Raw genomic sequence first — 16433 nt, 5'->3', positions numbered from 1 at the left:
GAAAAACATGATGGGGCCAAACTGATAGATTTTAATATATTAAAGTAAATATGAAAGGTGAAAATGAATAATTCTCATTTGCGAAGGATTTTTATGCATGATTTCAAGTCAGTTTTGAAGGAAAATCATCCTTAAGAAAGTATTTCTATAAAAGGGTTTGTATTTTCCGGATTTAGGGAATATACTCCATATATAAATTTTAGTTTTCTAATAGGAATAGTTTAATAGGGGTGATGGGATTGAAAAGCGATTTTAAACAATTAATTCATGATATAGAAGAATCCTACAGTGAAACAGTCGAATGGCGCCGCCACTTGCACCAACATCCGGAGTTGTCATTTGAAGAATATGAGACGAGCAAATTTATTGCGGAAAAGTTGGAGGAATTCGGTTTGACCGTTCATAGAAATGTCGGGGGTACCGGGGTAATCGCCAAAATCGAGGGGGCAGAGCCTGGAAAAACCATTGCCTTCCGGGCAGATTTTGATGCATTGCCGATCCAAGACTTAAAATCTGTAAGTTATGCTTCCAAAATTGAAGGGGTCTCCCATGCTTGCGGACATGACGGCCATACAGCGGCTCTTTTGGGCTTTGCCAAAAACATTTTGAAGTACAAACATCTTTTAAAAGGCAACATTCTTTTTGTTTTCCAACATGCAGAGGAAAAACCGCCAGGCGGTGCGAAAGACATGATTGCTCAAAATATATTGGAGGATGTTGATTATGTATTTGCCGCCCATTTGGATTCTTCATTGGATGTCGGCAAGGTTGCCATAGGCTCAGGATACAAAATGGCTGCCGTGGATCAATTTAAAATCCATCTGAAAGGTCTTGGTGGCCATGGAGGACGTCCAAATGAAGCCAATGATGCATTGGTGGCCGGTGCGGAATTGGTGGGAAGTCTGCAAAAAATAGTGAGCCGCAATGTCGATCCATTGCAACCCGCCGTGGTAACAGTGGGCAGATTCCATTCAGGAACAGCTTTCAATGTGATTGCGGAAAGGGCATATTTGGAAGGCACTGTCCGAACATATGATGCAACCGTGCGCAGTTATGTGGAGGAACGGATTGAACAAATTACAAAGGGCATTTCTTTAGCCCATCAAATTCAATATGAAATCGAGTACTTGCATGGCTATCCGGCCCTTTACAATGACGAAAAGCAAACTGAAAAGGTGAAACATTCATTGATAAGCGGACTTGGGATGGATGCCGTTGTGGACCTGAAAGCTTCCATGGGTGCCGAGGATTTTGCTTATTTCCTGTTGGAAAGACCGGGGACTTACTTTAAAGTAGGGGCAAGAAATGAACGAAAAGAAACCCAATTTCCCCATCATCACGGCAACTTTGATATTGATGAAAGGGCGTTGACGATCATACAAAAGGCGTTCGCTTATATTGCTCGTGAATATATAATGGATATAAATGGTTGATGCGGTTTCAAGTGAATCAAATATAAAAGGGGAAATCCATTCAATGCATATTTTTTAGAACAATTTATGGTAGGCATGAGATTCAATTCTTCTGCTTTTATTTGAGATCTTTGTTCCAAATGAAAAATATTATCAATTTGTGGCGATTTTTTGTATAATTCAAGGTATGACTATGACATAGAAAGGAAAAGCGGATGTTAAAGCAATTTTTTTCCTATTATAAACCCCATAAACGATTGTTTATCATCGACTTTTCATGTGCCGTATTGGTCGCCGTTTTAGATTTGTTTTTCCCGATTGCGGTGCAGTGGTTCATCGATACCTTATTGCCTGAAGGCGACTGGGGAAAAATCGTGCAGGTGAGCGCACTTTTGCTCCTTGTATATCTTTTGAGCACCTTCATGAACTTTGTGGTCAACTATTTGGGGCATAAACTGGGGATCAATATCGAAACCGACATGCGCCGGGATTTGTTCAATCATATCCAAAAACAAAGCTTCAAGTTTTTTGACAATACAAAAACCGGCCACATCATGAGCCGCATCACGAACGATTTGTTTGACATCGGGGAATTTGCCCACCACGGGCCTGAAGATTTCTTCATTGCCATCATGACTTTCATCGGCGCCTTTGTGATCATGTTCCAGATCAATCCGACGTTGGCGTTGATCGCGCTGATCTTCATGCCGTTTTTGATTTGGCTCGTTACATACTGCAACACGAAAATGAACAACGCATGGAAAGAAATGTACAGCAAAATTGCCGATGTCAATGCCAGAGTGGAAGACAGCGTTTCAGGCATCCGTGTGGTGAAGGCATTTACAAATGAAGAATTCGAAATGAAGCGCTTCCGTAAGCAAAACAGCTTTTTCCGTTCAGCGAAACTTTATGCCTATAAAGTCATGGCCGGAACCCACTCCAGCATTTACTTTATGACGCGGCTGCTCACATTGGTCATTTTGGTGGTCGGCGCCTGGTTAAGCTACAACGGCACATTATCCTACGGTGAATTGGTAAGTTTCGTCTTATACACAAACGTATTAATCAAACCGGTGGATAAAATCAGTGCGCTGTTGGAACTTTATCCAAAAGGAATGGCGGGCTTCAAACGTTTCCGGGAATTGCTCATGCAGGAACCTGAAATCAGGGACCGGGAAAATGCCATTGCCGTCCCTCATTTGGAAGGGAATATTTCATTTAAGAAGGTATCCTTCCAATATGATGAGACAAAACCCGTATTGAGCAATGTTTCCTTTGATATTAAGGCAGGGCAGACCATTGCCTTTGTCGGCCCATCGGGAGCAGGGAAGACTACGATTTGTTCACTGATTCCCCGCTTCTATGACGTAAATGGAGGGGCGATTACCATTGACGGAATCGATGTGCGGGACATGACGCAAAAATCATTGCGGGAACAAATCGGCATTGTGCAGCAGGATGTGTTTCTGTTTACCGGAACAATCCGGGAAAATATCGAATATGGCCGATTGGGGGCAAGCTTTGAGGAGATCAAAGCGGCTGCAGAAAAGGCCCATTTGAAGGAATTCATTGAATCGCTTCCGGACGGGTATGACACGCAAATCGGCGAGCGCGGCTTGAAATTGTCGGGTGGACAAAAGCAGCGTCTTGCCATTGCGCGGATGTTTTTGAAAAATCCGCCCATCCTGATTTTGGATGAGGCCACTTCTGCGCTCGATACGGAAACGGAAATGATGATTCAAAAATCGTTGAACGAGCTGTCCAAAAACCGTACCACATTGGTCATTGCCCATCGCCTCGCAACGATTCGCAATGCGGATAAAATATTCGTTGTAACGGACAACGGCATTGAAGAACAGGGAACGTATGAGGAGCTCTTGGCTTTAAACGGCGTCTTTGCCAACCTGCACAACGCGCAATTCAAGAAAGTCGAAGAAATGTTTTCACTATGATTTGTAATCGCAAGCCATTTTAATGAACTTGGCTGAAAAAAATGAAGTAAAACCAAATTGTTATAGCAATCAAAGAGGCTGGGACAAAAGATAAAAAACACCATTTTCTCCCGTGAGAAAATGGTGTTTTTTTAATAATTGAAGAAAATTGATTTCCGTTCCGGGGACGCTTTCCGCGGGCCCGGCTCGAGCCTCCTCGGAGCTCAATCCTTCGCTCCTGCGGGGTCTCGAGAGGGCTCGTCGCAGGAAAGCTTTTGCTTTGCGACTAAGCGTGCGCGACAGAAACTCGCCCCGTCACTTCAATCAATTTTCTGTGATATCGATTTTTTACAAAAAAACCTTTTTGCAGCTCGTTCATTTTATTAGTTATGTCCCAGCCTCTTTGATTTAGGGAAAGTCATTCATGCAGAATATTGAAAATAATCCTATCTGCTCATTTCAGTTATGGATCATGTCAATAGTCTATGGCTCACTGACGCTTCTTCGTTTTCTTATTGTTATATCTTTCTTCCGGCGTCAAAGGTTCATTGGCCAATTCATGATCAAATTCCCTTGATAAATTTTTTCTTACCGCTTGTTCGTCGCTAAAGTTTCCGCTTAAATTTTTCTTTTCCCTGTTGCTCATTTTTTACACCTCCGTGAAATTAGTTTGCCTCGGGTTGCCCTCAATATGTATCATTATCGGTTCTTTGTTTTGATGTTTTTTTTAGCGACATTTACTTGGTTAAAATCCTATATATGATTTTTGATGTTGATAATGCCTTCTAAAAATCCATTACTGAGTGTATAAAGGAACTTTGGTTTTCTTTTATACACTCTGTTTTTGATTTGTTCGTTCAACCATCATTGGTAGTTAAAATAATACATTTTTTATTATTTTCTTAATTTTAAAAATATATTGACAACGTTTGTGGGAATTGATAATCTATTAATCAAATAATCAAATAGTGATAATTTATTATCATTATTTGATAAATGGAGGTGTATGTATTGGGGAAAATAGTTGCAAAACGGGGCAGTGAGCTGCGCTGTAAAAGTTGGAGACAGGAAGCTCTGCTGCGGTTATTGGAAAATGTTCTAGAAAATGGTGAAAATCAAGACGAATTGATCGTATATGCTTCATTGGGAAAAGCAGCAAGAAATTGGCCATCTTATCATGCCATTGTGGATACCTTACAAAATCTTGAGGAAGATGAGACATTAGTCATCCAATCCGGTAAACCGATTGGTGTATTTAAAACTCATCCATACGCCCCGATTGTTGTGATGGCCAACTGCAACATAGTCGGCAAATGGGCAACGAGTGAGAATTTTTATGATTTGCAAGACAAAGGGTTAATCTGCTGGGGAGGTTTAACGGCAGGGGCTTGGCAATATATCGGTTCCCAGGGTGTGATTCAAGGTACATACGAAATATTCCAAACCATTGCCAGAAAACACTTTGATGGCAGTTTGAAAGGCCGTTTCATCTTAACAGCCGGTCTGGGGGGAATGGGAGGTGCCCAACCTCTGGCGGGAGTAATGGCTGATGCGGCGATATTAGTTGTCGAAGTGGATGAAGAACGGATCAATAAACGAATCGAACACGGATACCTTCAAAAGAAAACGGATAATTTGGATCAAGCATTACAGTGGATTGACGAAGCGAAATCATCAGGAGAAAGCATATCCGTGGGATTGCTTGGAAATGCAGCGGATATTTATCCTGAAATTTTGAGCCGTGGCATTGTACCGGATATTGTTTCAGATCAAACAGCCGCCCATGACCTCGTCTATGGATATATTCCACAAGGATATACAGTTGAAGAAGTTAAACAGTTAAGAAAAACAAATCCTGAACAATTGGCGGAAGATTCGTTGGCATCCATTGCAACGGAAGTTCGCGCGATGCTGGAATTCAAAAACCGCGGTTCTATTGTATTTGATAATGGGAATAACATTCGCTCACAAGCTTTTAAAGCGGGAGTGGAGGAAGCATTTGAGATTGATATTTTCACAGAAGCGTTTTTGCGGCCATTATTCGCGAAAGCCATCGGTCCTTTCCGTTGGATTGCATTATCGGGAAATCCGGAAGATATTCGAACAATCGATCAATACATATTGGAGAATTTTGCAGATAATCAGATCGCTTCAAACTGGATTAAACTTGCCAATCAATATGTTCCATTTGAAGGGCTCCCCGCCAGAATCGGTTGGTTTGGCCATGGTGAACGCACAGAACTTGCATTGGCAGTAAATAAGATGGTGAGAGAAGGAAAACTATCTGGACCGATCGCATTTTCAAGAGACCATCTGGATGCAGGTGCAATGGCCCATCCGAACATTATGACGGAACGGATGAAAGACGGCAGTGACGCAATTTCAGATTGGCCCCTAATCAATGCAATGCTGAATTGTTCATCTATGGCGGATTTAGTCGTTATTCATTCCGGCGGTGGAGGGTATGCCGGCTATATGACAAGTGCCGGAGTGACACTGGTTGCCGATGGAACGGAAGCGGCGGATATGAGATTGAAATATACATTGGATAACGATACAGGATTGGGAGTGCTTCGCTACGCGGATGCAGGTTATGAGGAAGCGTTGGAAGAAGTGGAGAAAAAGAATATTAGAAGAATTAATCTGGAACATTACAAAAAATAAAGGAAGTGGATACTGTGAGAGAATTAACTTATGATGATGTAATCGCAGCGGTAAAAGGAGGTTCGGTCTATGCTTCCGGCGGTGGGGGCTGGGTGGACCATGGATTAGAAATCGGAAGGGCTGCAATCACCATTGGAAAACCGAAATTAGTCTCTGTAGATGAAATTCCCGATGACGCAATCATTGTTACGGCGACAGCAATTGGCGCTCCGGCAGGGACGACGGATTGGCAAATGCTTGGAAAAGATTACATTAAAGCTGTCCAACTTCTTCAAGAAACACTCGGGAAAAAAATCTATGGATTAATGACACCGCAAAACGGGATGTCAAGCAGCATCAATGGTTGGCTGCCTGCTGCTGCATTAGACATGGTGGTGGTGGATGCAACGGGCGATATTCGTGCACATCCAACAGGGAAAATGGGATCATTAGGATTGGGAAATTCAACAGATTATGAAACGATTCAAGTGGTGGTTGGAGGCAAAGCGGAAACTGGTTCATATATTGAGCTCGTTGTGAAAGGCACTCCTGCAAAGACTTCCAAAATATTGAGAACTGCTTCAGATATGTCGGGAGGATTTATTGCGGCTGCAAGACATCCATTACCAGCCAAGTATATTAAGGAGAATGCAGCAATTGGCGGTATCAGCAAAGCGTTGGAATTGGGCTATGCAATAATGGAAGCCGAACCAAATGGCGCTGGTGCGGTCATTGAAGCGATTTGCAATAAAACAAATGGCACAATTTTAGGAAGTGGAAAAGTATTGAAGAAGACGGTTCAATATTCGGGAGCATTTGATATAGGGACAATCACCGTTGAATCCGAGGAACATGGGGAACTGATTCTTCATGTAATGAATGAGTATATGGCTGTGGATACAAAATCAGGTCAACGTTTAGCGACATTCCCGGATGTAATTACCACTTTATCTGTAGAAACCGGCGCGCCTATCAGTGTAGGAAATGTAGTCGAAGGAATGGAAATAGCTGTATTCAGCATCAATAAACAATTTATCCCGCTAAGTGCAAGTGTGAAAGATCCGACCGTATATCCTGAAGTTGAAGAGGCGCTGGGAATTAATTTAGTAGATTATGTTTTTGATAAAGTCAAATAAAAATGGGCAACAGGGGATGAAAATGAGTAATAGTACACAAACATTAAAACGCGGACTAGATATTTTATTTGTACTCGCAGAGGCGGGGACAACATTATCTGTTAGTGAAATTGCTGAAAAAGTGAACATTCCGGAAAGTACAGCATATCGGCTATTACAAACATTGGAAAAACTTGGGGTTGTTGAAAGAAGAGAAAAAGGACGGATCGGTTTGGGAATGAAAATCCTTTACTTGGCGAATAGTTTAGCGAAGCAAATTGATCTTCGTTTAAACGAAATCGCTAAACCGATTATGAAAAAATTGACGGAAGAGACAAATGAAACAACGGTATTAACGATTCGTTCCGGATTCGAAGTGATATGCATAGAGAGTTGCTCAAGTACCCGGTTGATTCGTTTTGTAGTGGAGAATGGCAAATTATTGCCACTCCACCAAGGAGCCTCAGGCAAAGCCATCCTCGCTTTTGAAAGCGAACAAATTATAAATGAAGTCATGAAGAACATAGAAGATGAAAATCATAGGAAAACGCTGCTTGAGGAATTAAATAAGATCCGAATGGATGGATATTGTACAACTTTTAGTGAGGTAGATAAAGATATATTCGGCGTTGGGGCACCAATCTTCGATAACAATGGAAAAGTGATTGCCAGTTTAACCGTTGCCGGACCGATCGACCGTTGGGAAGAACATTCAAAGACCGGTGTGATTAAAGCGGTTGTAGACAGTGCAGATGAAATTACAAAGTTGTTAATCGATTTGATTTAAAAATTAATAAAGTCAGTAGGTTGATAAATATGAGTGAATATTTTGATCTTATTATACAAGGGAATATCGTTCAGGATGACACGGTTGTCCATAACGGTGTTGTAGCAATCCGGGATGGAAAAATTGTGGATATATTTGACCGCATCGGGAATTTAAATGCAAAAGAAGTGATTCAAGCAAATGACTGTTATGTTTTACCTGGTGCAATAGATGCCCATGTCCATTGTTATAGTTCAGTTGACGAAGGTTTTACGACGGCGAGTGAGTCTGCGGCGGCAGGAGGGGTTACAACCATCATTGAAATGCCCTATGATGCACCGGGTTTAATTGGGACAGAAGAACTTTTCGTAAAGAAAAAGGAACAACTCGAATCCCAATCCATTGTGGACATGGCACTTTTGGCTACCATAAAACCGGAAAATGGGTTGGATCAAATACCGCTTTTGGCAAAACAAGGCGCTTGCGGGTTTAAATTGTCTATGTTCAATACCGACCCCAATAGATTTCCAAGAATCAATGATGCATTGTTATATGATGTATTTTCGGAAGTTGCGAAAACCGGATTACCGGTGGGGGTCCATGCGGAAAATGATGAAATTGTTCGCGGTTTTATAAAAAAATATGAAATTTTGGGAGAGAAAGATCCGCGATCCCATGCTTGGAGCCGTCCAAAATTTGCGGAATCGATTGCCGTACTGACAGCGATGGAACTGGCGTATTGGACAGGTGTTCATTTGCACATTTATCACTGCACATTTCCTCGCATTTTTGAACTGGTTGAATACTTCAAGGGTATGGGAACGAATATAACGGCGGAAACTTGCACCCATTATTTGACTTTAACGGAAGAGGATATGCTTACTTTAAAGGCAAAAGCGAAAATCAATCCGCCCCTCCGTTCAAAAGAGGATGCAGACGGTCTCTGGAAGCAACTTAAAAACGGAATGATTGACATTGTCACGTCCGATCATGCTCCATGGACAATTGATAAAAAGAATCGTTCGAATATTTTTGAAAATGCATCAGGTGCTCCAGGAGTGGAAGTGTTATTGCCCATTTTATATGGAGAAGGGGTAGCCAAAGGCAAAATTTCAATCATCGATTTGGTGAATCTATTAAGCAAAAAACCTGCCGAGATTTTTGGTTTATCTTCACAAAAAGGCAAACTTGAAAAAGGAATGGATGCAGATATTGTCGTTCTTGACCCGAATCAATCTTGGATATTGGATGAGACAAAACAGCATTCAAGTGCAGGATGGAGCCCATATCATCATAAACGGATGCAAGGAAAAATTACCCATACGTTTGTCAGAGGAAACTTGGTCTATGACGGTGAGGATGTAGTTGGAAAACCTGGTGATGGGCAATTTATATTTGCAAAACATTAATCTATTTTTGTTGAACTGAAGGGGTGAGAATTTGATAGATTCAGATTTGCAACAAAGCATACAAAGAATTGAACAAGACATTCTGACAGTCGCTACTTTTGTGGATAAAACCCAACCAGGTTGGACAAGAAGACCTTTCACGACTTGGTATTTTGAGGCAAGAGAATGGCTGATGGAACAAATGCGTTCCTTAAACATGGAAGTTTCCATTGACTCAGCTTCCAATGTCATTGGAGTGTTAAAGGGAAAAAATCCATCCTTGCCACCCATTATGATCGGATCCCATTTGGATACTGTATCTGGAGGCGGACGATTTGATGGAATCATTGGCGTCTTGGGAGGATTGGAAGTTGTTCGCCTGTTGAAAGAACAGGGGATAGAACTCCAACATACTTTGGAGATTGTTGATTTTACAGCGGAAGAACCTAGTGAATTTGGAATTTCAACAATCGGAAGCCGGGGAATGGTTGGCAATCTCACAAAGGAAATGCTGGCAAGACGTGATCCAAATGGATGTACTTTAGCGGAAGCCATCGAAAAAGCGGGTGGAAATCCAGAAGAAATCGATAAAAAAGCAAGAAAAAAGGGTGAGGTCGCCCTGTATTTGGAAATGCATATTGAACAGGGACCCGTTCTCGAAGAAACGGATCATAAGCTCGGGATTGTCACAGGAATTGTGGGCATTCATCGTTATCGGATAACGGTGGAGGGAAAACCGAATCACGCGGGGACTACCCCTATGAATATGCGGCAAGATGCTCTCACAAGTTCTTCCGAATTGATATTGAAATTGGAAGAGCTTTGCAAGAAACCATACGATGAAGCGGTAGTAGGCACAGTTGGGAAGTTATTCGTTCTACCTAATGCGGCAAACGTGATTCCTGGAAAAGTGATTTTTGAATTCGAAGTAAGGTCCATTGAAACCCTATTAATAGAACAAATAATCTCAGAATTAATTAGTTTTTCCAATATTGTTTCCAATGAAAGAAATGTAAACATTGCATTTGATTGTTTATCGAAATCAGAACCGATAAGAGTGGAACCTTTTATCCAAAAAGTCATTGAAGAGTCGTGCCAAGAGGTGGGTCCATCAATAAAATTGCCGAGTGGTGCAGGACATGATGCTAATCAGTTGGCGACAATTGCGCCCATTGGAATGATTTTTGTTCCGAGCCGTGATGGCAGAAGCCATTGTCCGGAGGAATGGACCGATTTTCAGGATATCGCTTTAGGCGTACAAGCGCTGTTGCGATCAGTGATTGAGTTCGATTTATCGCTATAACCACGATTGAAATGCTTCTTGATTTGGAATTATCGTGATTCTCTGGAACCATACGGACGAGTATCTAAAGGAATAATGGGTTTGTCATGGCGAATGTTTTTTAATGTTAAATATAAGTAATCCAATTAGAAAAATTAATTAATTTGAGTTTAAGAAATGAGTGACAGTTTATGGAAACAGTCCAAAAAGCATGGAACTACATTCAACAAAATCCGGAAAAATTTATGGAAGCTTTTCAAGAGCATTTAATTTTAAGCATCATTGCATTGTTGATTGCCATGATTATCGGTATTACAATCGGCATCATCTGTGCAAAAAATGAAAAAATCTCAAGTATCATCATGGGGATTTTTAACTCATTGCGGGTGATTCCAAGTCTGGCCATCTTAATTATTGTATTACCGATCATGGGAACCGGTTTTTATCCGGCGCTGGTAGCTTTAACCGTTTTGGCTTGTCCACCGATCATCATCAATACTTTTACCGGATTTCGGGAGATTGATCGTTCGGTTATTGAAGCGGCATCTGGAATGGGGATGAATGAAAAGCAAATTTTAAGGAAAATTGAATTTCCTTTGGCATTGCCGATCATCATAGCCGGTTGCAGAACAGCCGCTGTCGAAGTAGTAGCAAGTGCAACCCTTGCAGCCTTTATTGGAGGAGGTGGTTTAGGTACATTTATCATCAATGGACTTGGAATGTATAATATCCCATTACTGTTAGTAGGTGCTATTCCGGTTGCATTATTGGCGATTCTTTCCGAAGTATCCTTTGCAACCACAGAAAAATTCTTTACACGTTATTTAAGAGATTAAATGAAGGGATGTTAAAAAATGAAAAAATATTTAAAATTATTGGGCTTATTAGTGTTGGTAATAGCGATGTTGGCAGCTTGCGGTGATGAATCTTCAGATGGTTCAAATGCTTCGACAGATGAGGAAAAACCTTTGATCAAAGTCGGCTCGAAAAACTTTACGGAATCGCTGATTTTAGGTGAAATGTACTCACTTGCTCTGGAAAATGCCGGATATAAAGTGGAAAGAAAATTAAATCTCGGCGGAACAATGGTTGCCCACGAAAGTTTAAAAAACGGAGATATCGATATGTATCCTGAGTACACAGGAACGGGTTTAATCAACATTTTGGAACAGGAACCAAAATCAGACCCGCAGGAAGTATATGATATTGTTTCCAAAGAATATAAAGATAAATTTAATTTGGTATGGCTTGAACCAACAGATGCAAATGACTCCCAAGGATTAGTGACAACAAAGAAAGTTGCAGAAAAATATGATCTTTATACAATCTCCAAACTTGCGGAATTGGCACCTAAATTAAGAATGGCGGCTGTTCCGGAGTTTACTGAAAGGGAAGACGGGCTCATCGGTTTACAGAAACATTATGGCGGCATGGAATTTAAATCCCTTGAACTATATGATTACGGTATTAAATATCGTGTGATTTTGAATGATGAAGCGGATGTAACAGTTGGTTTCACAACAGATGGAGATTTAACGAATCCGGATTTGGTTCTGCTCGAAGATGACAAAAGCTTCTGGCCTCCATATTATGTTGCACCAGTCATTCGCAATGAAATCTTGGAAAAAGATTCGAAAGTTGCTGATGTATTAAATGAAGTATCCAAACTTTTAAATGATGAAGTTGTTCAAAAATTAAATGCAGAGGTTGATATCGACAAACGGGAATACGCTGAAGTGGCCAAAGATTTTCTGGTTGAACAAGGAATCATTAAAAAGTAAGGAAATATCGTAAATCGCCCCTCAAAAAATATCATTTGGGCTGTGTTCATACATAGTGTCTGGTCCTAGCAGGAAAATACATAGAGTGAATATACACCGACAGCTATTTGATAAACACAGCCTATTTTTTATTAAAGGAGTTGTTCCGTATATGTCTGGTTCAATTATCGAATTTCAACAAGTCAGCAAAACCTTTCCAAATGCAAAAAGACCTGCTGTTTATGAAACAGATCTAAAGATAGAAGAAGGAACTTTTGTAACGATTTTAGGAACTTCCGGATCCGGGAAAACAACACTTTTGAAAATGGTAAATCGAATTCATGAACCTTCAACGGGGAATATTTTTGTGCAAGGCGAAAACACATCAAAAGTGTCAGTTACAGAATTAAGAAGAAAAATCGGTTATGTCATTCAACAGATCGGATTGTTTCCGCATATGACCATTGAAGAAAATATTGCGACGGTACCAAAAATTTTAAAATGGGATCCTAAGAAAATCAGTGAGCGGATTGATTTTCTTCTTGAACTGGTTCACTTGCCGCCAAATGAGTACCGAAAAAGATATCCCCGGCAATTATCAGGTGGCCAGCAACAACGGGTGGGAATCGCACGGGCAATGGCTAGTGACCCGGAAATCTTATTAATGGATGAACCGTTCGGCGCCATTGATGCCATTACTCGTTCAAAGCTTCAAGATGAATTAATTTCAATCCAAAAAAAATTAAAGAAAACCGTTCTTTTCGTTACCCATGATATTAATGAAGCCTTAAAGCTTGGAGATAAAATCATTGTAATGGATCAAGGGCGTGTTCAACAGTATGATACACCTTTAAATATTTTATTGAATCCTGCAAATGAATTTGTCAGCCGTTTGGTTCAGTCGGAAGATATTATTCAATTATTCAGCATGCTTCAAGCGGAAAATGTCATGGTTCCACTGGACAAAGTGAAATTAAATAATCCCAAAGTTGTTAAGCGCCATGATGATTTGAAGGGAATCTTGACGTTATTTTTAAATTCCGATATTGACGGTATCATTGTGGAGAATGAAAATCATCAGCCGGTTGGTGCGATTACTTTTGAACAATTAAAGTTAAATAAATCTATAAAGCAAGTGGTGGTTCCGTCATGATAATAGAGTATATTACTAAATATTACGATCATATTTTTTCACTATTTTTAGATCATTTCACAATCATGGTCATTTCGTTAGGCATCGCTTTAGCCATCGCTTTGCCGGTCGGATTTTTTCTAACAAAATTCAAATGGCTATCCGTACCGATTTTATCTGTTTTAGGAATAATTTATGCAATACCGAGCATGGCACTGTTTGCCTTGTTAATTCCAATTGCAGGGCTTGGAATGAAGCCGGCCATCATCGCCTTGGTCGCATATAACCAAATCATTTTGGTACGAAATGTGATGGTCGGGTTTCAGTCCATCAATCCATCGATTGTTGAAGCAGGTAAAGGAATGGGGCTTAATTCGATGCAACTTTTTTGGAAAATCCAGCTTCCGTTAGCCCTCCCGGTGATTATCGCTGGAATCCGAATTGCCACAATTTCCACTATTGCGATTGCGACAATCGCTGCCTGGATCAATGCTGGCGGTTTAGGTGTACTGTTGTTTGAAGGGCTTTACCAAAATGCATCACATAAAATTATTATAGGGACCGTCTTAGTGGCTGCACTTGCATTAGCAATGAACTATTTGTTATTGAAAATTGAAAATAAAGCGGCTTTAAAAGCGCGTGGGGAATCATAACCTTGGCATTGATAGGAGATTGACAAGATGTACAAAACATTAGTGCTGGATGGAAAATCATTGACAATTGAAGAGATTGTCCAAGTTGCCCGGAATGAAAGGAAAGTGGCCATCAGCGATGAAGCGTTGGAAAAATTAAAAAAGGGCAGGAAAATGGTTCAACAATGGATCGATAATGATGCGCCGGTTTATGGATTGAACCGTGGGGTCGGTTTGAATAAAGACCGATTGGTGGAAAAAGAAAGATTTTCCCAATATAACCGGAATTTATTGTTGTCCCATTCGATCGGAGTTGGACCGGAAACAACCATTGAAGATGTACGGGCAGCCATGCTTGCCCGATTAAATACATTACTTGTTGGCTGTACGGGCATACAGCCGGAAATAGCGCAAATGTATGAAACCTTTCTGAATTGCGGAATCACCCCGGTCATTCCCAGCCGTGGAACCGTTGGGTTAGCGGATATCGGAATCCTATCCCATATCGGCTTGGCAATGATTGGGGAAGGTGAAGTATATTATAAAGGGAATCGGGTCCCTGTGATGGAGGCGTTTAAGGAAGAGAAACTGTCTCCAATGATTCTCGGACCCAAAGATGGCTTGGCCATTGTCAGCTCCAATGCATATTCGGCCGGGATGGCAGCGATTCTTTTGCAAGATTTAGATGATTTCATTGAAATGGCAGACGCCATTTATAGTTTATCGTTGGAAGGATTAGATGGAAATTTGGATCCCCTTGATGAATCCGTATTAAAATTCCGTCCTTTTAATGGTCAAATGAAAAGTGCCGATCGGGTCCGAAAGTTTTTGCGGAACAGTTATTTATGGAATCGGAAAGAAAAAACTTCCATTCAAGATCCACTCAGTTTTCGTGGCGGATTTACCGTGCATGGTGCTGCATTGGACAGTTTGGAATATGTGAAAGGATTATTGACCATTCAGTTAAATTCATCGGATGATAATCCTTGTTTAATAGTGGAAGAAGAACGTATTGTACATACTGCAAATTTTGAGGTCATCACACTTGTATTCGCTTTGGAAATGGTTGGACTCGCATTAACCCATGTATCAAGAAACAGCTGTTTTAGAACCATTAAGTTGGCAAACCCTGCGTTTACAAATTTAACAAGATTTTTATCACCAGATGAAGAGCAGGTGATTGCTTTCAGTACGATTCAGAAAACCTTTTCAGCGTTGGATGCGGAAATCCGGCATTTATCAAATCCGGTTGTTTCGGATTATTTCCCATTGGCAGGCGACATTGAAGATCACGCCACAAATTCGGCTTTAGTCATTCAAAAGTTAAGAAAAATGCTCGACAACCTTTATTACATCGTTGGGATTGAGGCGATTCATGCTGCTCAAGCCGTTGATTTAAGGAAAGGTGCAAAATTGGGTGTCGGAACGGGTGCGGTATATGAAATGATTCGTGAGCAAATTCCATTTTTGGACAAAGACCGAAACTTATCCATAGATATAGAGTGGGCTTACCAATTAGTAAAGTCAAAAAGACTGCTTAAACATATTCAAAAAGCGATTGAAAGTTAAATAGGCTTTTTGCCGAGCCCACTGCCACCTTTCATTATTATATTTTTCTTCCGGCGTCAAAGGTTCGTTTGCCAGACCTTGGTCAAACTCCCTTGGCCATTTTTTCTGCCCTCTCGTTTTCCGCCATAGTTGCCGCTTATATTTTTCCATTCCCTGTTCGCCATTAAAAAACACCTCTTGGCTTGATTGCATTGAGGTGTTCTTAATATGTAGAAATCTTTTATGATTTTTGCCGTTCGAAAGAAACATATCGCGTTCCTTGAAATGATAGTAACCCCACATCATTTTCCACCAGCATTCCATACTCTTGGCCATTCACTTTTAATTCCATCCGGTCTCCGCTTTGCACTTCGAAGGTGACGTAATAGGTGGTATGGGAATGGTCACCCCGTACCTGGATTCTTTTTGTAATCACTTTTGCCGGGACAGTCAACAGGGGAGATTGATTATTTTTTATGCCCTGTTTAATATTTGAGAATATGCTGAAAATGATAATGGCAAAAACAACTAAAAAGATGAAAGGAAAAAGGGAAAACATCAAATTATAAAACATCGAATCAAATTGCACCGAATCAAAAAACATCAGACCACTTCCTTTTCCACCAGTCTTTAAAAAATGATGTAAACTATAAAAATTTCCCAACTTTGTTATAAAATAAGAATTTGCAATTATTATACGAAATATAAAAAGGAAATGTTTCAGAATTTTAGCCCAAGTGAACAGAAAAAAAGGATTATGCCCAATGATTGTTTCGACTTCAATTGGACAGCCAAAACTCCTATAACCCAAATCCCATGGCAAT

At 40.6% G+C, this 16433-nt stretch carries 14 protein-coding genes; 12 read left to right on the top strand and 2 right to left on the bottom strand.

The window, feature by feature from the left end:
• The first annotated feature begins 239 nt into the window (after positions 1 to 239).
• Complete coding sequence (locus tag NST13_RS05020) at positions 240 to 1433, top strand: amidohydrolase (RefSeq protein WP_342469129.1); 1194 nt, start codon at positions 240 to 242, stop codon at positions 1431 to 1433.
• Positions 1434 to 1627: 194 nt separating this feature from the next.
• Positions 1628 to 3364, top strand: a complete 1737-nt coding sequence (locus NST13_RS05015; RefSeq protein ID WP_342581564.1) for an ABC transporter ATP-binding protein — start codon at positions 1628 to 1630, stop codon at positions 3362 to 3364.
• Positions 3365 to 3833: 469 nt separating this feature from the next.
• Here the strand turns inward: NST13_RS05015 and sspO are convergent, their stop codons facing one another.
• The gene (sspO, locus tag NST13_RS05010; protein WP_342469132.1) at positions 3834 to 3989 is read right to left on the bottom strand and encodes a small acid-soluble spore protein O; all 156 of its coding nucleotides are present in this window, start codon (positions 3987 to 3989) and stop codon (positions 3834 to 3836) included.
• A gap of 350 nt (positions 3990 to 4339) precedes the next feature.
• Here sspO and NST13_RS05005 point away from each other — a divergent pair, with 350 nt between their 5' ends.
• From NST13_RS05005 to NST13_RS04960, 10 genes are all read left to right on the top strand, one after another.
• On the top strand, positions 4340 to 6007 hold the full coding sequence (locus tag NST13_RS05005) for a urocanate hydratase (RefSeq protein ID WP_342469133.1): 1668 nt from the start codon (positions 4340 to 4342) through the stop codon (positions 6005 to 6007).
• Positions 6008 to 6021: 14 nt separating this feature from the next.
• Positions 6022 to 7122, top strand: a complete 1101-nt coding sequence (locus tag NST13_RS05000; protein WP_342469134.1) for a DUF917 domain-containing protein — start codon at positions 6022 to 6024, stop codon at positions 7120 to 7122.
• Positions 7123 to 7144: 22 nt separating this feature from the next.
• Positions 7145 to 7888 carry an IclR family transcriptional regulator gene (locus NST13_RS04995; RefSeq protein ID WP_342581563.1) on the top strand — a complete coding sequence of 248 codons (744 nt, stop codon included), beginning with the start codon at positions 7145 to 7147 and terminating at the stop codon, positions 7886 to 7888.
• A 29-nt stretch (positions 7889 to 7917) separates the two neighbouring features.
• A complete protein-coding gene (locus NST13_RS04990) occupies positions 7918 to 9276 on the top strand; it encodes a dihydroorotase family protein (protein ID WP_342581562.1) in 1359 nt (452 codons plus the stop codon).
• A 31-nt stretch (positions 9277 to 9307) separates the two neighbouring features.
• Positions 9308 to 10558 carry a Zn-dependent hydrolase gene (locus NST13_RS04985; RefSeq protein ID WP_342469137.1) on the top strand — a complete coding sequence of 417 codons (1251 nt, stop codon included), beginning with the start codon at positions 9308 to 9310 and terminating at the stop codon, positions 10556 to 10558.
• Between the two features lie 170 nt (positions 10559 to 10728).
• Complete coding sequence (locus NST13_RS04980; RefSeq protein ID WP_342581561.1) at positions 10729 to 11373, top strand: ABC transporter permease; 645 nt, start codon at positions 10729 to 10731, stop codon at positions 11371 to 11373.
• An 18-nt stretch (positions 11374 to 11391) separates the two neighbouring features.
• Positions 11392 to 12318: a glycine betaine ABC transporter substrate-binding protein gene (locus tag NST13_RS04975; RefSeq protein ID WP_342469139.1), complete on the top strand. Its 927-nt coding sequence runs from the start codon at positions 11392 to 11394 to the stop codon at positions 12316 to 12318.
• A 151-nt stretch (positions 12319 to 12469) separates the two neighbouring features.
• Positions 12470 to 13450, top strand: a complete 981-nt coding sequence (locus NST13_RS04970; protein WP_342469140.1) for an ABC transporter ATP-binding protein — start codon at positions 12470 to 12472, stop codon at positions 13448 to 13450.
• On the top strand, positions 13447 to 14082 hold the full coding sequence (locus NST13_RS04965) for an ABC transporter permease (protein ID WP_342581560.1): 636 nt from the start codon (positions 13447 to 13449) through the stop codon (positions 14080 to 14082). Before NST13_RS04970 ends, NST13_RS04965 begins: the two co-directional genes overlap by 4 nt.
• A gap of 27 nt (positions 14083 to 14109) precedes the next feature.
• On the top strand, positions 14110 to 15630 hold the full coding sequence (locus NST13_RS04960) for an aromatic amino acid ammonia-lyase (RefSeq protein WP_342581559.1): 1521 nt from the start codon (positions 14110 to 14112) through the stop codon (positions 15628 to 15630).
• 220 nt (positions 15631 to 15850) lie between these two features.
• Here the strand turns inward: NST13_RS04960 and NST13_RS04955 are convergent, their stop codons facing one another.
• Positions 15851 to 16213, bottom strand: a complete 363-nt coding sequence (locus NST13_RS04955; protein WP_342469143.1) for a DUF2500 domain-containing protein — start codon at positions 16211 to 16213, stop codon at positions 15851 to 15853.
• Positions 16214 to 16433: the final 220 nt, after the last annotated feature.

Source organism: Ureibacillus sp. FSL W7-1570, assembly GCF_038593265.1.
GTDB classification, from domain to species: Bacteria; Bacillota; Bacilli; order Bacillales_A; family Planococcaceae; genus Ureibacillus; species Ureibacillus suwonensis.
The sequence above is the reverse complement of the archived record's forward strand: the minus strand, read 5'-3'. Positions and strand labels throughout refer to the sequence as shown.